The sequence below is a fragment of the Paenibacillus sp. p3-SID867 genome (genome assembly GCF_025142895.1).
Taxonomy (GTDB): Bacteria; Bacillota; Bacilli; order Paenibacillales; family Paenibacillaceae; genus Paenibacillus_AQ.
This window is the reverse complement of record NZ_JAMBDM010000001.1, coordinates 1-18,525: the sequence shown is the minus strand read 5'-3', so window position 1 is coordinate 18,525 and position 18,525 is coordinate 1. Positions and strand designations below refer to the sequence as shown.

At 49.1% G+C, this 18,525-nt stretch carries 23 protein-coding genes and 1 other annotated feature; of the genes, 21 read left to right on the top strand and 2 right to left on the bottom strand.

Annotated features, from left to right (window positions below):
• Positions 1 to 57 precede the first annotated feature (57 nt).
• Positions 58 to 1,650, bottom strand: coding sequence for a phosphoglycerate dehydrogenase (serA, locus tag M4D81_RS00115; RefSeq protein ID WP_260063983.1), 1,593 nt, complete (start codon positions 1,648 to 1,650; stop codon positions 58 to 60).
• Between the two features lie 191 nt (positions 1,651 to 1,841).
• Positions 1,842 to 2,071: a binding site (T-box leader), on the bottom strand.
• A 226-nt stretch (positions 2,072 to 2,297) separates the two neighbouring features.
• Between serA and M4D81_RS00110 the strand changes: the two genes are divergently transcribed.
• The 3 genes from M4D81_RS00110 to M4D81_RS00100 are packed head-to-tail and all read left to right on the top strand — an operon-like array spanning position 2,298 to position 4,109.
• A complete protein-coding gene (locus M4D81_RS00110; RefSeq protein ID WP_071223912.1) occupies positions 2,298 to 2,897 on the top strand; it encodes a CPBP family intramembrane glutamic endopeptidase in 600 nt (199 codons plus the stop codon).
• Entirely contained in the window at positions 2,884 to 3,294 is a 411-nt protein-coding gene (locus M4D81_RS00105) for a hypothetical protein (protein WP_071223913.1), read from the top strand. Before M4D81_RS00110 ends, M4D81_RS00105 begins: the two co-directional genes overlap by 14 nt.
• Positions 3,291 to 4,109, top strand: coding sequence for a metallophosphoesterase (locus M4D81_RS00100; RefSeq protein ID WP_260063982.1), 819 nt, complete (start codon positions 3,291 to 3,293; stop codon positions 4,107 to 4,109). Before M4D81_RS00105 ends, M4D81_RS00100 begins: the two co-directional genes overlap by 4 nt.
• 51 nt (positions 4,110 to 4,160) lie before the next feature.
• On the opposite strand, the gene M4D81_RS00095 is transcribed toward M4D81_RS00100, so the two are convergent.
• Positions 4,161 to 5,072: a polysaccharide deacetylase family protein gene (locus tag M4D81_RS00095; RefSeq protein WP_260063981.1), complete on the bottom strand. Its 912-nt coding sequence runs from the start codon at positions 5,070 to 5,072 to the stop codon at positions 4,161 to 4,163.
• 93 nt (positions 5,073 to 5,165) lie between these two features.
• On the opposite strand from M4D81_RS00095, the gene M4D81_RS00090 reads away from it, so the two are divergent.
• The 18 genes from M4D81_RS00090 to M4D81_RS00005 all read left to right on the top strand — a co-directional run bounded on the left by M4D81_RS00090 (position 5,166) and on the right by M4D81_RS00005 (position 18,492).
• Positions 5,166 to 5,540, top strand: a complete 375-nt coding sequence (locus tag M4D81_RS00090; protein ID WP_071223916.1) for a hypothetical protein — start codon at positions 5,166 to 5,168, stop codon at positions 5,538 to 5,540.
• 201 nt (positions 5,541 to 5,741) lie between these two features.
• Positions 5,742 to 6,353: a genetic competence negative regulator gene (locus M4D81_RS00085; protein WP_071223917.1), complete on the top strand. Its 612-nt coding sequence runs from the start codon at positions 5,742 to 5,744 to the stop codon at positions 6,351 to 6,353.
• Between the two features lie 57 nt (positions 6,354 to 6,410).
• Positions 6,411 to 7,106 carry a glutamic-type intramembrane protease PrsW gene (gene prsW, locus M4D81_RS00080; protein ID WP_071223918.1) on the top strand — a complete coding sequence of 232 codons (696 nt, stop codon included), beginning with the start codon at positions 6,411 to 6,413 and terminating at the stop codon, positions 7,104 to 7,106.
• Positions 7,107 to 7,179: 73 nt separating this feature from the next.
• Entirely contained in the window at positions 7,180 to 7,326 is a 147-nt protein-coding gene (locus M4D81_RS00075; protein WP_181469710.1) for a hypothetical protein, read from the top strand.
• 89 nt (positions 7,327 to 7,415) lie between these two features.
• On the top strand, positions 7,416 to 8,765 hold the full coding sequence (gene ypeB / locus M4D81_RS00070; protein ID WP_071223919.1) for a germination protein YpeB: 1,350 nt from the start codon (positions 7,416 to 7,418) through the stop codon (positions 8,763 to 8,765).
• Between the two features lie 212 nt (positions 8,766 to 8,977).
• The gene (locus M4D81_RS00065; RefSeq protein ID WP_260064437.1) at positions 8,978 to 9,631 is read left to right on the top strand and encodes a flagellar brake protein; all 654 of its coding nucleotides are present in this window, start codon (positions 8,978 to 8,980) and stop codon (positions 9,629 to 9,631) included.
• Between the two features lie 64 nt (positions 9,632 to 9,695).
• Entirely contained in the window at positions 9,696 to 9,983 is a 288-nt protein-coding gene (locus M4D81_RS00060) for a YpfB family protein (protein ID WP_260063980.1), read from the top strand.
• 178 nt (positions 9,984 to 10,161) lie between these two features.
• Positions 10,162 to 10,842, top strand: coding sequence for a (d)CMP kinase (gene cmk / locus M4D81_RS00055; protein ID WP_071223922.1), 681 nt, complete (start codon positions 10,162 to 10,164; stop codon positions 10,840 to 10,842).
• 21 nt (positions 10,843 to 10,863) lie between these two features.
• Positions 10,864 to 11,454, top strand: a complete 591-nt coding sequence (locus M4D81_RS00050) for a lysophospholipid acyltransferase family protein (protein ID WP_260063979.1) — start codon at positions 10,864 to 10,866, stop codon at positions 11,452 to 11,454.
• A 121-nt stretch (positions 11,455 to 11,575) separates the two neighbouring features.
• The gene (gene rpsA, locus M4D81_RS00045) at positions 11,576 to 12,793 is read left to right on the top strand and encodes a 30S ribosomal protein S1 (protein ID WP_071223924.1); all 1,218 of its coding nucleotides are present in this window, start codon (positions 11,576 to 11,578) and stop codon (positions 12,791 to 12,793) included.
• A gap of 211 nt (positions 12,794 to 13,004) precedes the next feature.
• On the top strand, positions 13,005 to 14,327 hold the full coding sequence (gene der / locus M4D81_RS00040; RefSeq protein ID WP_071223925.1) for a ribosome biogenesis GTPase Der: 1,323 nt from the start codon (positions 13,005 to 13,007) through the stop codon (positions 14,325 to 14,327).
• 11 nt (positions 14,328 to 14,338) lie between these two features.
• Positions 14,339 to 14,965, top strand: a complete 627-nt coding sequence (gene plsY, locus M4D81_RS00035; protein WP_071223926.1) for a glycerol-3-phosphate 1-O-acyltransferase PlsY — start codon at positions 14,339 to 14,341, stop codon at positions 14,963 to 14,965.
• Positions 14,958 to 15,998 carry an NAD(P)H-dependent glycerol-3-phosphate dehydrogenase gene (locus M4D81_RS00030; protein WP_260063978.1) on the top strand — a complete coding sequence of 347 codons (1,041 nt, stop codon included), beginning with the start codon at positions 14,958 to 14,960 and terminating at the stop codon, positions 15,996 to 15,998. The genes plsY and M4D81_RS00030 overlap by 8 nt, the downstream gene beginning before the upstream one ends.
• A 63-nt stretch (positions 15,999 to 16,061) precedes the next feature.
• Positions 16,062 to 16,337 (top strand): stage VI sporulation protein F, encoded by a 276-nt coding sequence (locus M4D81_RS00025; RefSeq protein WP_006209456.1) that lies wholly within the window; start codon positions 16,062 to 16,064, stop codon positions 16,335 to 16,337.
• Between the two features lie 142 nt (positions 16,338 to 16,479).
• Complete coding sequence (locus M4D81_RS00020; protein WP_260063977.1) at positions 16,480 to 16,659, top strand: DUF2768 family protein; 180 nt, start codon at positions 16,480 to 16,482, stop codon at positions 16,657 to 16,659.
• A 41-nt stretch (positions 16,660 to 16,700) separates the two neighbouring features.
• Positions 16,701 to 17,285 (top strand): hypothetical protein, encoded by a 585-nt coding sequence (locus M4D81_RS00015; RefSeq protein ID WP_260063975.1) that lies wholly within the window; start codon positions 16,701 to 16,703, stop codon positions 17,283 to 17,285.
• 70 nt (positions 17,286 to 17,355) lie between these two features.
• The gene (locus tag M4D81_RS00010; protein ID WP_071223933.1) at positions 17,356 to 17,715 is read left to right on the top strand and encodes a 2Fe-2S iron-sulfur cluster-binding protein; all 360 of its coding nucleotides are present in this window, start codon (positions 17,356 to 17,358) and stop codon (positions 17,713 to 17,715) included.
• Between the two features lie 24 nt (positions 17,716 to 17,739).
• Positions 17,740 to 18,492 (top strand): hypothetical protein, encoded by a 753-nt coding sequence (locus M4D81_RS00005; protein WP_260064436.1) that lies wholly within the window; start codon positions 17,740 to 17,742, stop codon positions 18,490 to 18,492.
• Positions 18,493 to 18,525: the final 33 nt, after the last annotated feature.

The window sequence follows — 18,525 nt, the reverse complement described above, 5'->3', positions numbered from 1 at the left end:
ATCTTGTTCTACGTGGAACAATGATTAACCCCTTATTGTCTTATACCTGGCCTGAATTTAGCCCAGCGCGATTTGCTGCGCGGTGTTCAGTTCCGACAGCCCGGCAAGCTTGACCAGAACGTCTTTAGGAACGTCTTTATCCACCGTCAGAAGCATGATGGCTTCACCGCCGATGACTTTACGTCCAACCTGCATGGAGGCGATATTGACATCGTTCTCGCCGAGCAGGGTTCCGACACGACCGATAATGCCCGGTTTGTCGTTATGGGAGATCAGAATCAGATGACCTTCCGGAGAGATATCGACCGGGAATTTATCCAGACGGACAATCCGTTCGCCGTAACCGAGCAGGAGTGTGCCTGCGACAATTCGCTCCAAACCGTTTTGCGTTTTGAGCGTAACGGTAACGAGGTTGGTGAAGTCTTTGGTTTTTGGTGTCTGGGAGACAACGACGTGAAGATCACGGCTTTTTGCCAAATGCATGGAGTTTACGATATTCACTTCGCTTCCGAGATGGCGTTCCAGCACACCCTTCACGATGTATCGGGTCAGGGCCTGCGTATCGACTTCAGCCAGCTCGCCTGCATAGTCAACGTGAATCTCCTTCACCGCGTGTGCGGTGATCTGAGCCGCTACACTGCCCAATTTCTCGCCGAGCGAGAAGTAAGGCTGCAGCTTGTTCATTACGCTGGCCGCTACAAGCGGGAAGTTGACCGCATTCTTAAACGGCTCGTCGCGCAGGATATGAAGCACTTGTTCCGACACGTCAATCGCAACGTTCTCCTGAGCCTCAACGGTAGATGCACCCAAATGCGGGGTCACGATCACCTTTGGATGGTTCAGGAATGGATGATCGCTTTCAGGCGGCTCATGTTCGAATACATCAAATGCGGCTCCGGCAACAATGCCTTCATCGATCGCTTCGACAAGGGCGCGTTCGTCAATGATGCCGCCGCGGGCGCAGTTCACGATCCGCATGCCGCGTTTCATCACTTCGAATTGCGGTCTTGCGATCATATGGCGGGTTTCCGGCGTAAGCGGAGTATGGACCGTAATGAAGTCGGCGCTGCGGATAATGTTATCCACCGAGGAGAGTGTCACGCCCAGTTTGTCCGCACGCTCTTCCGTCAGGAACGGATCGAAGGCAAGAATGTTCATGCCGAAAGCCTTGGCGCGTTTAGCCACCTCGCTGCCGATTCGGCCCATTCCCATGACACCCAGCGTCTTGTTACGAAGCTCAACGCCAAGGAAGGATTTTCGGTCCCAGGAACCGCCCACCGTTTTGGCATAGGCCTGAGGGATGTGACGGGCGAGGGCAATCATCATGGCAAACGTATGCTCCGCTGTTGTAATCGTGTTACCGTCTGGCGCATTGATAACAACGATCCCGCGCTTCGTAGCAGCCTCAAGATCAATGTTGTCAACGCCAACGCCAGCACGGCCGACAACCTTGAGATTGGTTCCTGCATTCATAATGCGTTCTGTCACACGTGTCTGACTCCGTACGAGGAGTCCGTCGTATTCACCGATAATGGCAGTGAGCTCATCCTCGTTGAGCCCGGTTTTTTTGTCTACCTGCACATCGGCGGCATCCATTAACTGCTGGATCCCCAAATCACTGATCGGATCCGATACCAATACTTTAAACATGGTTTCTCTTCCTCCTTAAAATCCTCTATAAAATGCGGTACTGCAATATTGAATAAGGATTACGCGGGGCGTATTCCGTTATACACCAAAGATTCCAATAAAGCTGCAAGAGGTCTATACAGGTTTGACGCGGTGTCGTGGCAAAGAGACAGGAACATAAAAAAACTCCCAATCCGCATACTACCTCCGTAGTAAGGGACGAGAGTTATTCGTGGTGCCACCCTTATTCGCTGCCATGTTGCGGCAGCCTCAAGCGGTCTGTTCAGACCATGATTGGTAACGGATATCATCCGATTTGCGCCTACTCAAGTTTCAGCGAAATATCTCAGGAACGCTCAAGAATACTTTTACGCCACCGATTTGCACCAACCATCGGCTCTCTGAGGACGTTACAGCATCTCTTTTCCATCATCGGTTTTCACAGATTAATTTTTTCATAATGTATCATGGCTCTAACATTGTGTCAATAGGTGTTTATTCCGTTCATAGGCCTTAAAGTAGGGGATGAATCAAGGGATAGCCTTGAATGTCATGCCGTTAATTTGCTATGATGCATATGCCCGCCTATGATGGAATGATTCTGATATTACTATGGTTGTATACGATGATAATCTTAAAAATCAAGATGAAAGACAGGCCCATCTTCTATGAAAAAATTTAAAATACGCGTAAAAAGAATCGAAGCCCACCAATTAAACGATCGGCTGCTGCTTATTAATCTGTATCTTACCCAAGCATTGACACTTATTGCAGGGTTGATCTGGATCCTGTTTCAGCAGAGGAATCCGTTTGGGCTCTTTGTCATTCCGAAGGATATCGAGTTCGTTTATTGGGGGCTCGGACTTGCTGCCGCCATGCTGGTAGTGGATTTTGTATTATCCCGGTTTGTGTCAGAGGATAGTATGGACGATGGCGGAATCAATGAAATGCTGTTCCGAAAAAGGCCGGTTTGGCATATTTTTGTTATAGCTTTGGTTGTATCCATCTGCGAGGAGTTATTGTTTCGAGGAGCCATCCAGCATGCGTTCGGACCGTACTGGACGAGTATCTTGTTCGCGCTTATTCATGTCAGATATTTAAAACATTGGCTTCCAACCGGGTGGGTTTTCCTAAGTAGTTACGGTCTGGGCTACGTCTATATTCAAACGGGTACCATTTGGGCACCAATCCTGTGCCATTTTCTGATTGATTTCATATCAGGAATGTTGATTCGGTTTCGGAGGAAAGAGGAACATGAACGAACTTAGCAGAATGCAGCGACATCAGAGCCGAAATAAAAGCCGCAAAAACAAGTCAACGGCTCAATCAGAAAAAAGAACGGCAGCGAAGTCGCGACAAGCGGATGAAACGAGGAGTCGATCTAAATCGCCACCCCGTGCAAGCTCCGTGGAGCAAAAGCCCCAGAGCAGCACGACAGCGGACGGCTTGAGCCGTTCGAGGTCGACCCGGTCACGTCAGCGTCAAACAGAGGAAGAAGTGTCTGCTCCTAAACGCACGAATACATATTCCTCGTACCGCGTAAGAATGAGCAAATGGTTTGTGAACTCATTGATCGTCATTTTCATATTGTTAATGGTAGGTCTTCTGTGGTGGGGACTTATCGGAGCACCTCCATTAAAGGAATTGTTAAAGGAGTTATTATGAGTGTGTTGATGTGGATAGCAGGTGCTGCGGCACTCGGTGCAGGCGCTATCGGCTGGATGAGGGCTGAGGCCAGGGGCTATCGGGTGCGTGAGGAAGAAGTCGTATCCGATCGTATCCCTCACTCGTTTGACGGGTTTCGGATATTGTTCATCACCGATATACATCGCAGACAATTGTCAGAAGAGAAGCTATTATCCAATCTTTCATCGGTGGATTGCGTACTGCTTGGCGGAGATATCACGGAAAGAGGAGTGCCCCTACAGCGGTTGAGGCATAACTTGTCGGTGCTGGTCCGTATCGCACCCGTTTATGCCGTCTTGGGGAATCATGATCTGAATGCAGGCAAGGACGCTGTCCGTAAAGCGTTGCGCGAGAGCGGCGTTATGCTGCTGAATGACAAGACCGTTACGTTAAAACAGAGTAACGAGCTAATTGTTCTTAGCGGCGTAAGGCAGCCGGCCAGCCGGAAACACCCATACACAAGATTTCGGGGGAATGCAGCTGAAGACCAGTATCACATCATTCTGGTGCATGATCCGATATGGATCAAGGGCAAGGATGTGGTGCATGGGGATCTGGTGCTGGCAGGACATACCCATGGGGGACAGATCGTGCTGCCGTTGGCCGGAGCCGTTCGTCTGACGCGCTTTTACAAGAAGTTTAAATCCGGATGGTATGCACTGCCGAGAAAGGCGGGCGAAACCGAACATTCTTCCAGGATGCTGATCAGCCGGGGATTCGGTACTTCCCATATCCCGCTGCGCTTGCAATGTCCCGCAGAATACCATGTGATTACATTACGCAAAAAACCTTAATTCGATCGTCAGATGGTGACGGCAGAATTAAGGTTTTTGTGTTTTCCCGGATTATCTTATTTTCGGTTCGATTTGCCGCGGATCCACAAAGCCATATCCTTTGGCTTCAAGCTTGGTCAGCAAGGTATCGAGGGCCTCTACGGTCCACGGAAGCTCGTGCATCAGAATGTTGCTGCCAGGGTGAAGCTGCTCGAGCACATTGCTGACTACGGCATCGGGCTTGTTTTTGCTTTCGCTTTCCCAATCCAGCGAACCGTTGGACCAGGTCATGAACAGCAGGTCATGACTAAGGGCAACTTCCTTAACAATATCTCCGCCAGAGCCGAACGGAGGACGGAAAAACTTCGGTTCCGATCCGGTCGCTTCCTTGACGATTTGCTGGACATCGCCGATCTGTTTCTTTACCGTCTGTTTATTTTCTTTTTTCAGGTCGATATGGTCCCAGGAATGATTTCCAATGATTTGACCGCGGTCATGGATCAGCTTCAGCAGTTCAGGATGTTCCTTTGCGCGGTATCCATTCACGAAGAAAATCGCTTTGGCGTCATGTTTGTCGAGCGTATCGATCATTTGGCTGATCATTTTTTCTTCCTTGGGACCGTCGTCAAATGTGAGCAGCACCACTTTTTCGGATACGGCATCATCATTGGGGACGATGCGATACACCTTATTCATGTGATACTTCGGTTCAGTCGGCGCCTCGGCATCGGGACTCTTGACGGCTTCATCCGATGGGTCCGCGGGAGTATCTACTTCAGGCTCGGCTTCAGGCTTGTCCGTTTCGGTTGACTTGTCGGTACCTTCTTTGGGAGTGGACGCCTGTCCAGAGGTTTCATTTTGCTGCGTTGCTCTGTCATTACCGACTTCCGTGGCCGTGCTTTGCTTCTGATCAACTCCGTTGTTGCCGCAAGCGCTGAGCATAAGGCAGCAAGCCAGCAGAAGTACTGTTCGTGTTCTAACCATGATTCCATCTCACTTTCCTGTATTTATGTAGCATGAGTTCCTGGCGGTGCGAGAACAATAATCTCGAGTTTATCATAGAAGGAGGTATCATTTGTGAAGACTTCGTCATTTCTATATGGTGTCATTATCGGCGCCGTTGCATGCCGGATGATTACCCGTAATAACAGCAGGTTCTTCTCCTCAATGATGAAAGATGCGAATCTTGGCCGATTCGCGGATACCGCGATGAGTAAAATTCAGGGCACGAAGAGCCAGCAGTATTCCGGCTCGAGCCAAGAAAGCGTGTCTCCCAGTTCAGGCCGACATGATTCCACTCATTCCAATGGAACTGCTGGGGTACAGACATCGACTCATTCGAAGGCTGCCAACCTGAAACAAGTCAAGGATTTTATCCGAAACAACCCTGATGTCAAGAACGAAGTCGAACAGATTTTGAAAGAAACCCACACCGTCATACCGGGTTTGTAAACGGCATGAACCATTTTGAATCATTCTCGGGGACCGGCCACACGAATCCCTGCGAATGATTCTTTTTTCTTGAGTTACATATTTACGTGCATTTGTGGGTATTAAATGATAAAATCAATTATATAAAACCATTTTTATCACGTCATAATCCAGACATCATAATTTGTTATAAACTTTTGTTTACGTAAGGAGGATCCTGTCATGAAAATAGAGCGTTTGAGTCAAGATAAGATACGGATTTTCCTCACGTTTGACGATCTGAGTGAGCGTGGGATCCAGAAGGAAGAGATGTGGCAGGAAATACCGAAAGTTTATGACCTGTTTACGGAGATGATGGATCAGGCATACAGTGAGCTCGGATTTGATGCCACCGGACCTCTTGCCGTTGAGGTGTTTGCACTGCCTGCCCAGGGCATGGTGGTTATTGTGACGAGAGGGAAATACGATCATCATTTCGGCGGCTTGTCCGAAGAAGATATGCCGGACGAGATTTATGAAATGGAAGTAACGCTGGATCAAAGTGATACTATCGTCTATGTTTTTCAGGATTTTGAAGTGCTCATTGAAGCATCGCATATGTTGAAGGACCTTGTAGGCGGAGCGGGTAAGCTCTATCACTATATGGATAAATGGTTTTTGTACTTCGATCCTGAGGAATTGGATAGCGAGAAGCTGCCCGCGGTTATTGCGATGCTGGCTGAATTCGGTGAATCCTCTTCAGTAACGGAAGCTATGCTGGAGGAATACGGTAAGAAAGTAATGCCTCAGCAAGCGGTTGAGGTTATCTGTACACACTTCCAGCGTCAGCATTAATTAAGGTGGGCGTGCGTGCCGGACTTCAGGCCCGCAACTAACGGAAGGGGAATTTTAGTGCTGGTGTTCTCGGTAATTGCGTCAGCTTTGGCGCCGGGACTCGCATTGCTCACGTATTTTTACCTGAAAGATAGGTATGATCAAGAGCCCCTGCACATGGTGATCAAAGTGTTCATGTTAGGGGTTCTGGTCGTTTTCCCGGTTATGATTTTGCAGCGGGGAATGATACTATGGCTTGGCGACAATCCGGTAGTCAACTCATTGCTCGTTTCGGCGGGTGTTGAGGAATTTCTGAAATGGTTCGTAATGTATCATATTATTTTTAACCATACGGAATTTGACGAGCCTTATGACGGCATCCTTTATGCAGTGGCGATATCGCTTGGATTTGCTACGGTAGAGAATTTGCTTTACGCCTGGTACAGCCAGGCGGCCTTTGGTCCGATGTTCCTGCGGGCGCTGCTGCCCGTATCGGGACACGCAATGTTTGGCGTCATCATGGGATACTACATGGGACATGCGAGATTCACGGAAGGAAAACGAAGAAGGTTCTTCCTCGTTCTATCCTTGTTCCTGCCTTGGATGTGGCATGGTTTGTACGACCTGATTCTGAGTCTGCTGACCCACACATGGGTATGGTTCATCGTACCGCTTATGGTGCTGCTATGGTATGGCGGCATGGGCAAAATCTCTAGAGCTAACAACCGTTCTCCTTTCCGTTTCATTAAGCGGGAGGAAGAGGTTAACACTTAACAAATCAGGGCACACTTCATTCTATAGACCTCGGCTGACAGCCAGGGAATCATAGAAAGGGAGGTGTCTTTTTTTGCGTGTAAAAGTGAAAATTCTTTGCAAAGATTGCGGTGAACGTTTTGTGCTGCGGGGAAAAAAGGAACAGGGCCGGATCGAAACTGGATTTAAGCAATGTCTGTGCAACAACCGCGATCACTTCGAGATTGAGGAAGATTTCTAAGGGATGAAGGAATTATACAGAAATGCATAAGACTTCTTTCTTCTAGTCAAACTAACGGCAGTGAGTAGAAGAAAGGAGACTATCGCATCATGTACAAACGATTAAGCGCTATCCTGTTTCCTGTGGCCACAATTTTATTGATCGGGGCTCTGGTATGGGGTTACCAAGAGAATAAAGAGAAAAACGCCATATTGATTAATGCCGAGAACCAATACCAACGGGCATTCCATGACTTGTCGTACAATATGGACAGGATTCATGCCGAACTCGGCAATACGCTCGCGGTGAGCTCTACCTCCCAAGGGATGCATCGCAAGGGCTTGATGAATGTATGGCGCCTAACCAGCGAGGCTCAAAATGAGATCAGCCAGCTGCCGCTTACGCTCCTTCCCTTCAACAAGACCGAAGAGTTCCTTTCCCGAATTTCTAATTTTGCATACAAAACAGGTGTGCGTGATTTGACGAAGGAGCCGCTCAGTGAGAACGAGGTCAAAACGTTGAAATCCTTGTACGCCAACTCCGGCGAAATTACAAAGGATTTGCAGCATGTGCAGAACAAGGTTATCGCAAACAGTTTGCGCTGGATGGATGTAGAGACGGCACTGGCTACCAATAAAGTCGAAGATAATTCCATTATTGACGGCTTCAAAACGGTGGATAAGAAGGTGGAGTCCTACCCTGAGCTTGACTGGGGACCATCGGTAAGCAGCATTTACAACCGCCGTTCCGTGAAGCAATTGGCAGGCATGCCGATATCGGAAGAGGATGTGAAACGCAAAGCGCTGAAGTTCTCGGATGTGGGCAATGATGCCAAAGTGCAAGTGACGAAGAACGGAAATGGCACCGAGTGGGTATCGTATACAGCAAAGGTACAGCATCCGAATGGTCATATGCTCAGCATGGACTTTACCGAAAAAGGCGGCCAGCTGATCTCCTATACGGATGAGCGGAATGTGGGTGCCAAGCAAGCGTCGGTTCAAACGGCAATCGACAAAGCCCAGCAATTTCTGACGAAAAAAGGCTATTCCGACATGACGGTTGTTTCGGCGGACCAATATGACAACCTGGCTAACTTTTCCTTTGTTCGTGAAGAGGATGGCGTGCTGATTTATCCTGAGAAAATCACGGTTCGTTCGGCTATGGACAATGGGGATGTCATTGGATTCCAGGCCAGCGACTTTGTATACGAGCATCAGATCAAGCGAGAAATCCCGCAGCCGAAACTTAGTCTTGCCGAAGCGGAGAAGGTCTTGAACCCTGAGTTTAAAGTGCTCTATCACCGTAAAGCCTTAATCAAAAACGACCGCTCCGAGGATACTCTGTGTTATGAATTCGGCGGGCGGATTAATGGAGCCCAGTATCGGATTTACATTAACTCGGATACCGGCCTTGAGGAAACGGTCGAGGTCGTGAAGGATGCACAGTCAGGAATTAAATAAGCAAAGCACTGTGTGATGCAAGCCGGGTTCAGGAGATTTCCTGAACCCGGCTTTTTTTTGGTTGGATGAAGTAACTAAAAGCAAGGTGGAGAGTCCCGAGTTCCCGAGGATGGACATGAATCGACCTTGATTTGAAGATTTTGTCCTATGGGCCTTGGGATCCCGTGATATAATGGAACATAATGATTATGATGAATTAGTGGGTGAGCGCATTGTATCCAAAGATTAACGATGTCCTCTATATCCAGTTGGATACGGGGGATGAGAAGGAAGCTAATATTGTTTATAAATCCCGCATTTCCGACATGGATGACGAATCGATGTATATGGAGGTTCCGCTGCAGGAAGGGACGGGCAAGCTGAAAAAGCTGTACATCGGGGACGAGCTGTCCGCTTACTTTTTAACGGAAGGCGGAGTCAAAAATTTCTTCAATTCCCACGTCCTTAGCCACCATGAGGATATTATCCGTCTGGTTCGCATCAAGAAGCCGGAGCAGGATCAAATTACGAAGGTGCAGAGAAGAAGCTTCCTTCGGGTGCAAGCCGAGCTCGAGGTAGCCGTTATGACCAAAGACGGCGGCCAGTTTCTAGCCAAAACCGACGATGTTGGCGGCGGTGGCGTATCCTTTCATCTGCAGCCGGATCAAGCGATTGCGGAAGGGAGTATTTTGTCTTGCTGGATCCTTATCCCGTTTAAGAACGGATCCGTGGAGCATGTCCCGTTTGAAGGCGAGGTTGTGAGGGTGAAGGAGCTCCCAACCAACCGAAGCATCGTTATGCTCAAGTTTAATCAGATCGCAGATATGGAACGCCAGAAGCTGATTCGTTATTGTTTTGAGAGACAGTTTGATTTTCGCAACCGTTAATGCATAAAAGGGACAAGCCGGTGGCACACTATCCGAAAATTTTGTGCCGGAGGAACTGTCAGCCATGTCAGAAGTAGTAAACGATCGCGACCAGCTTCTCGAAAAAACAGGACTGGAAGTTAAGGAATCCGAGCAGGGACAAGCCCTGCATGACCGCTACGGGTACATGCTGCTTAAGCTGCTAATCGGACTAGTGCTTGCCTTGGTGATCACCCAGCTCCTATTGCATTATGAGCCTAGCCGGCCCTATATCTCGCCAATTCAGCAGATGGAGGGTGTTCCCGTTAACGAGCCAAATGTAAACGATTGGATGGGGGAAAACACCCCTTCTCTTTTGCATCACTCTAGCTAGTGTGGTATAATTTTCACGTCGCAGGCGGGCGCCTGCTTTTTTCTTGAAATATAAGATTACGCCTTTGTTTCATCTGCGCTGTGTCTTATATATTTTCACTAGAGAAACGGTGATCCCGTCCGCAATGGATGGTAAGCCCTTTCGATTTCGAGGTAGATGTTTGAGGAGGAATGCCCCGTTGGTTACGCAGGGGACAGGTTATCGCGACAGAATTAATATTGCCATCGACGGTCCGGCAGGCGCGGGTAAAAGCACCGTAGCGCGTATGGTAGCCAGCAGGCTGCAGTACATCTACGTGGATACCGGAGCCATGTACAGGGCAGTCACCTGGTTCATGCTGAACCAAGGGATTTCTCCAGAAAATCCCGAAAAAGTGCTTCAACATGCACAAAATATGGTGATTGAATTAAAACCGCATGAAAATGGTCAAATGGTCTGGCTGAACGGGGAAGACGTCACGCCGTATATTCGTTCACATCAGGTTAGTGCAGTGGTATCCCAATATGCACGAATCGAGGGTTTGCGGATAAAGCTTGTCCGTTTACAGCAGCAAATGGCGGAAGACAAGGGCGTTGTCATGGATGGACGTGACATCGGCACAACCGTTTTGCCGGATGCTGAAGTGAAGATTTTCATGACGGCCAGTGTCAAGGAACGAGCTCTCCGCCGCTTCAATGAGTTGAGTGATGAAGGCATATCGCTGGAACAACTGGAAAGAGATATCGCAGAACGTGACAGGCTTGACCAGGAACGTGAAGTGTCGCCCCTCCGATGCGCAGAGGATGCCATCATACTGGATACGACACATATGGATATCAATCAGGTTGTGGAGGCAATTCTTTCATATTGCGAAACTTAAGTGGGATGGGGAGAAATGGGCATGATTTATGTTTTTTGCAGAGCGGTGGTCCGCGGTTTGTTCGCTATTCTCTACAGATTTGAATCTGTCGGCGTACATAACATTCCTTCAGAAGGCGGCGTGCTAATCTGTAGCAATCATATTAGCATTCGAGATCCGATATCTGTGGGCATTCACGTCAAGCGCCAGGTTAAGTTCATGGCCAAGGCGGAACTGTTCAACATTCCGGTGTTCGGATGGCTGGTTCGTCAGCTTGGAGCATTTCCGGTCAAGCGCGGGGGAGTAAGCAAAGATTCGATCAAAACCGCCCTCACGATTCTGCGCACAGGCGAGATCATGGGTATCTTTCCTGAGGGCACGCGCAATTCCGATTCAACTGCGGCCAAACGGGGTGCAGCTAGTTTCGCTCTCCGCAGCGGGGCGACGGTCATACCGGCTGCGATCATTGGAGATTACAAGCTTTTTCGCAAAATGAAAATCATCTATGGTGCCCCTGTGGATCTATTAAGCTTTGAAGGTGACAAGTCACCGGAAGCGCTGGATGCAGCAACCGAGTTGATCATGGCCAAGATTCACGAAATGCGCGCAAGCGGCAAGCCAACCGTGAACTGATTTATTTCGTTCCATGCATAAAAAGCATGGGGAGATTGGAAAGATACTACAGCAATTATGTTTTGAACTTCGCGAATGCGAGTTTAAATAAATGGGGTTTGAATTGAGGAGGTTATTTGACATGTCGGAAGAAACAAGAAATGAAGAGGCTGTAGAAAACCAAGAGCAGCTGGACCAAATCGTATCCTTGAAAAAAGGGGACACCGTGAAAGGGACGATCGTCAAACTGGAGGACAACCAAGCTTATGTAAGCATTGGATATAAATATGACGGCGTAATTCCTGTTCGCGAACTGTCTTCTGTACAGCTTGATAACGCATCTGATGCGGTTCAGGTTGGCCAAGAGGTAGAGTGCAAAGTCGTTAGCATTAACGACGACAAGGAAAGCCTGGTTCTTTCCAAGCGCGCGATCGACACTGAGAATTCGTGGGAAGAGCTTGAGAAGCATTTTGCGGATCAGGACGTATTCGAAGTAACGGTGGCTGACGTTGTTAAAGGCGGACTCGTAGCCGATGTGGGTGCACGCGGATTTATTCCTGCATCCATGGTAGAGCGTCATTTCGTTGAAGATTTCAGCGACTACAAAGGCCGCACGCTTCGCGTGAAAGTGAAGGAACTGGACCGCGAGAACAACAAAGTGATCCTTTCCCAGAAGGATGTTCTCGAAGAAGAGTTCGAAGCAAACAAACAAAAAGTGATGTCCGAGCTTCAAGATGGCCAAGTGCTGGAAGGTACAGTACAACGCCTTACGCAATTCGGAGCATTTGTTGATGTTGGCGGGGTAGACGGTTTGGTTCACGTATCCGAGATCGCTTGGAGCCACGTCGACAAGCCTGCCGATGTATTGTCCGAAGGTGATCAAGTGCGTGTAAAGGTACTTAAGGTAGATCCTGAAAAAGGCAAAATCAGCCTCAGTATCAAAGCAGCCGCTCCAGGTCCTTGGGAAACAGCTGGCGAGCAATTCAACACGGGCGACATTGTAACAGGCGTTGTTAAACGTTTGGTTACTTTCGGAGCTTTCGTTGAACTGGCACCAGGTGTTGAAGGTTTGGTTCATATCTCCCAAATCTCCCACAAGCATATCGGTACACCGCAAGAAGTATTGAAAGAAGGCCAAGAAGTTCAGGTTAAAGTGCTTGATATCAACACTTCTGAGCAACGTATCAGCCTGAGCATCAAAGAAACGGAAGAAGCGCCAGCTCAAGCTCCACGCGCTGAAAAACCGTCCAAAGGTCCTAAAATCGACCTGAAAGACAACCCGAACGTTTCTTTGAACAATCAAGGCATGAGCGTTACGCTTGGAGAGCGTTTCGGCGATAAGCTGAGCAAATTCAAGTAAGCCCGGGAACAGTTTTGTTCGGTCTATTGACCTATCATAACGAAGTCGGCGAACCCAGAAATCTGGGTTCGCCATTTGTTTTTTTAGGGGACGAACGTTTACGGATGTTGTAACATGGGGTAGAGCATAATAGAAATAAAGATGAAAGGTTAGCCAATTGTAACGTTTTTTGCTATGATGATAATCGTAAGAATTGACAGGAGGAGTGACTATGGCAAGACCCGTAGTGGCTATCGTTGGACGGCCTAACGTCGGTAAATCCACCATATTTAACCGATTGATTGGCGACAGATTAGCCATCGTTGAAGATAAACCGGGTATTACCCGTGACCGGATTTACGGTAGTGCCGAATGGAATGGTAAAGCGTTCAGCGTCATTGATACCGGCGGTATCGAAATCGACGGCGATGACATGATATTGAAATCCATCCGCATGCAGGCCGAGCTTGCAATTGAAGAAGCGGACGTCATCGTATTTATGTGCGATGCCAAGACAGGGGTTACCCAATCGGACGAGGAAGTTGCACAGATTCTGTTCCGTTCAGGTAAACCTGTCATCCTAAGCGTAAACAAAGTGGATAATTTGAAGCGTGTTGATGATATCTATGAGTTCTATTCCCTCGGATTTGGCGATCCTGTCGGAATATCGGGCAGTCACGGCACAGGGATCGGCGACCTGCTGGACGTTGTGGTCGAGAATCTGCCAGAGCTTGAAGACGATGGATATGACGAGGATGTTATTCGAGTTGCCCTGATTGGCAGACCGAATGTGGGCAAGTCCTCCCTGGTTAATGCCATTCTGGGAGAAGAGCGCGTCATTGTCAGTGACGTTGCCGGTACCACTCGCGATGCTATTGACACGCCGTTCGAGAAGGATGGGCAGCGGTATGTGCTCATCGATACGGCGGGCATGCGCAAACGCGGGAAAGTGTATGAGACCACGGAGAAATACAGTGTCATGCGCGCCATGCGTGCCATCGAGCGTGCGGATGTCGTTCTCGTCCTCATCAACGGGGAAGAAGGCATCATCGAGCAGGACAAGCATATTGCCGGTTATGCCTATGAGGCCGGTAAAGCCTCTTTGTTCGTTGTGAACAAATGGGATATGGTCGAGAAGGATGACAAAACGATGCAGCAGTTCGAGAAAAAGATCCGCGATCATTTCTTGTTCATGACCTATGCGCCGGTTGTTTTCCTGTCGGCCAAAACGAAGCAGCGTTTGCAGAAGCTGCTCCCTGTCGTTAAGCATGTGGCTGATCAGCATTCGCTGCGCGTGCAGACGCATCTCCTTAACGATGTCATATCCGATGCGATTGCCATCAATCCGCCTCCAACGGATAAGGGAAGAAGATTGCGTATTAACTATTCGACACAGGTTGCAGTCAAGCCGCCGACCATGGTCGTATTCGTCAACGATCCGGAATTGATGCACTTCTCATATGAGCGTTACCTTGAGAACAAGATTCGGGCCGCGTTTGACTTTGAAGGTACACCCATCAGGATATTTACTCGAAGAAAGTCTGATGAGAGTTAGGGGAGAATAGCTTGATTTTGGAGATCGTAGCGATAGTAGTGAGTTATTTACTCGGATCAGTAAGCTTCAGCGTACTGCTTGCCAAAATCCTGAAAGGGATTGACATTCGTCAGCATGGCAGCGGCAACGCCGGGGCAACCAATACCCTTCGCGTCCTGGGAAAGGGACCTGCCATACTGGTATTGGCTTTGGATGTAATTAAGGGCATCGCTGCGGTTTGGATCGGACGATGGCTCGGGGGAGACAATGCGTGGCTGCCGGGATTGTGCGGTATTGCGGCCATTATCGGTCATAACTGGCCTCTATACTTCCGCTTTCGAGGCGGCAAAGGGATTGCAACAGCCATTGGGGTGCTTGCTACGCTTTGCTTTATACCAGCGTTTATAGCAGGCATTATCGCAATCCTATCTATTGTTTTTACCCGTTATGTATCTTTGGGTTCCCTTATATTTGTAGTACTTACCCCTGTTTTTCTATTGATCGCGGATTATTCGTGGCCGATCTTTTGGACGAGCTTGATCATATGCATATTCGCCTTCTGGCGGCATCGCTCGAACATTGTGAAGCTTGTGCAGGGGCGTGAAAACAAGCTGGGTTCCGGAAAAGGAAAGGACAAAGGAGGGAAGCGCGTTGTCTGACAAAGTCGCTGTTCTGGTGGCAGGCAGTTGGGGAACCGCTTTGGCAAGTGTTCTCGCTTCAAATGATCTGGATGTGGTCGTCTGGACAAGAACGGAGGAACAGACTCGTGAAATCAACGAGTCGCATACCAACAACCGTTATTTACCCGGTGTGGAGCTACCACCGAATATCCGCGCTACAACCGATATGAAAGAGGCGGTCTCTTCGGCTGCTGCCGTGGTTATCGTTGCGCCTTCGTCCGCGATGCGGGAGGTGAGTGGCCAACTGAAGAAATACTGGACCGAAGACATGCTGGTGCTTCACGCAACCAAAGGCTTTGAGATCGAATCCTTGAAGCGGATGTCCACTGTCATATCTGAGGAGCTCGGCTGCGAGGAAGGCCGTGTGGTCGTTTTATCAGGACCGAGCCATGCGGAGGAAGTGGTCAGACGCTGCCCGACAACGGTTGTTGTGGCTTCTTTGGATGCCAAGGCGGCTGTGGCCGCTCAGGATTTGTTTATGAACACGTATTTCAGAGTGTACACGAACCGGGATATGATTGGTGTTGAGCTGGCCGGGGCCTTGAAGAACATCATTGCTTTAGGGGCCGGGATGTCCGACGGACTGGGTTTCGGCGACAACGCCAAGGCAGCTCTTATTACGAGAGGTTTGGCAGAAATATTGCGAATCGGCATGGAAATGGGCGCGAATCCGCTGACGTTTGCCGGGCTTGCGGGAATCGGCGACCTCGTGGTTACCGCCACCAGCCAGCACAGCCGAAACTGGCGGGCTGGTTCGATGCTCGGTCAGGGGAAGAAGTTAGATGAGGTTCTGGGCTCCATGGGTATGGTTGTGGAAGGAATACGCACGACACAAGCCGCACATGCCATTTCCGAGAAATACGGCGTACAGATGCCGATAGCCGATCAGCTGTACCATGTGTTGTTTAAAGACCGGAATCCCCGGATCGCCGTAGAAGCCTTGATGGGCCGGGATCCCAAAACAGAGATGGAAATGATGCCGCTTGAAACTTGGGAGCAATGGCACACCTAGCTTATTCACCATTCCGATGATTGACTCATATATTGATGTGAGGATGTCGGAGGAGGGGTGGAAATGAGCAAAAGCTTTCACAAGGATGTACTGAATGCGATTAACAAGAAAAGCGGCAAGAAAATTTCTTCAGGGGCTGTCAATAAGCTGGCTAGCACGGTTAAGCCGTCTACAATGCAAAATGAAGCCCAGCTCCGCCAGCTGATCAAGCAGGTATCTTCGATGGCGAACATACCTGTTAGTGAGGACACGATCCAGGAGATTGTCGGCGCGGTGAAGAAAAGTGGCATGAATCCGAGCAATATGGAAGCCTTGATGAAAATGATGATGAACAAATAAGATACGATGATGATGTTGAACAAAAGACGCTCCGGATTGGATAGCGGCTTTTGTTCTTTTTTTCGACATACCTGGGGTGAGGCGCTATCATTTTCGTGATATAATAGGTTGAAATTGATGAGAGATTGGAGAGTTTCGTGACATGGATCCGATGCAAAAGATGTGGCTGTCCCTAGTCGCGATATTGATTATGGCACTGTCCGTCATAGTGGTTACGCTTGCGCGAAGCAAGACCAAGGGTTTTCTGCGCGGCGCGCTGTCGTTCGTGGCCTTTATGATGATGATTTTCGGTTTTATTATTGGACTGGCCTCCATCATATAACGTAGGAAGCCAATCCGGGACGATACGTAAAGGGGTGCAGCATGACGCTGAATGATCTGCCGGAATTGGAGAGTGTGTTAGCTACCGCCATTCATAAGCTGAATCAGGTACCTGTGGCTTGGCTGCTCGGTGGAAGCTGCAGCTTGCTCCTTCAGGATGTAACTTTGGACAAACCGCCGAGAGATATCGATATATATACCGATACTGGGGGCGTACAGCCTTTGCATGAGTCGCTGGCTTCTATGGCCGTGGATGCTCCCCGCTTGGACCAAGAAGGGATATATTCTTCGATTTTGAGCCACTATGAAATAGAGAAAGTCCCGATTGAGCTGGTCGGCGGATTTGAAGTGAAATCAAACGGATCCTCCTACTGTGTTGAGATCGATCAATTGCTGTATCCTGCAGCACCAGAGAGTCAAATACAGGGCGCCACGGTACGGCTCATGCCGTTATCCCATGAACTGGTGTTTAATGTGCTTCGGGACAGGCCGGATCGATACGTTGCCATTGCGGAAGCGATGCTGCGGGACATGGACCATCATATGCCGCTTCTTCAGCAGTTATTAAGCCGGAACCAGCTGCATGGGGAATATCGAATGGTTTTGAACCGATTAACCGGACTTTAACCGGAGTACTGAGTGAAGCAGCCAGGGAGTATGGCAGAAGGTGTACATAAGAAAAGGAGCGCGTTTATCGTTGGACTACGAGGTATTATTTCAACCGGATCAGAAAAAGGTCAAGGTTCGTCCGCACACAAACGTCCTGGATGCCTCGCGTCGGGCCGGTGTGCGTATTCCTACCCGTTGCGGAGGCAAAGCCGGTTGTTTGATGTGCAAGATCATTGTCCCGAGCGAGGAACGCGATCATTGCTCCGCTCCGGAGCCCAAGGAAATCAGGAAGCTGGGGACATCGATGATTGAACAAGGCTACCGGCTATCCTGCCAGACGAGGATCACGAATCATATCAAGGTAATGATTCCCGAGGATCCGCTCAAAGCTGCGATACGTAAACAGCTGGAGGCGGCGAGAAATCGGGAGTCCGATGACTTTATTTAAAGCGAAGGATGATGTTAGTTGAGTATGAACACTTGGATGACCCAAGCGGCAGGCCGTTCGAAGCGGATGTCTGCCGTCTTAGTCCTGGTGCTGTTTCCGATGTTGCTGACAGGGTGTCTTTATCCTGACGAGAAATTGCAGGAGAACAAGGTTTCATATAGGGAAAGTGTCAAGCGGATACAATCGGCCGTAGATGATTTTTATAAAGAACAGGGAATTTTGCCGATAATTACGGCAGGTCCGGAAGTTCCACGATATGAGAAATACCGGGTCGACCTTGATCAACTGAAGAACCGGGGATACATTGACCAAATTCCGGATACGGCATTTGAGAAGGGCGGCAGTGGATATTTTCTCATTATTAATGAGGAAACGGAGCCAACCGTGAAGGTCATGGACTTGACCACGGCCCAGAAGGTGAATGACGTTCAGAGAGCGGTTAATTTGTACAAAATGGCGCATGACAACGCGCTTCCCGCAGGGGAAGCCCTCTACCCGGGATACACGGCGGTGGACCTGTCCAAGACCGATGCTAAATCCGTTAGATTGATGAGTGTGTACTCAGGTCAGGAGATGACCTTTATGATGGATGAAGAGGGAACGGTGTACGCCGATTATGCCTTTGATATTATGCAGGCGATCCAGAAGAACGGTTCCGATCCGCAAGAAGGAGAGGATTTACGGGTGTTCCTGGAGAAGGAATCCTATTATGTCCCGGTAAAATCCGTACCTTATGCATGGAAGGATGGGCAGCCCGTTGCTCAGCCGCTATCCTAAACCTATACCCGCCGTTATCGGCGGGTATTTTTG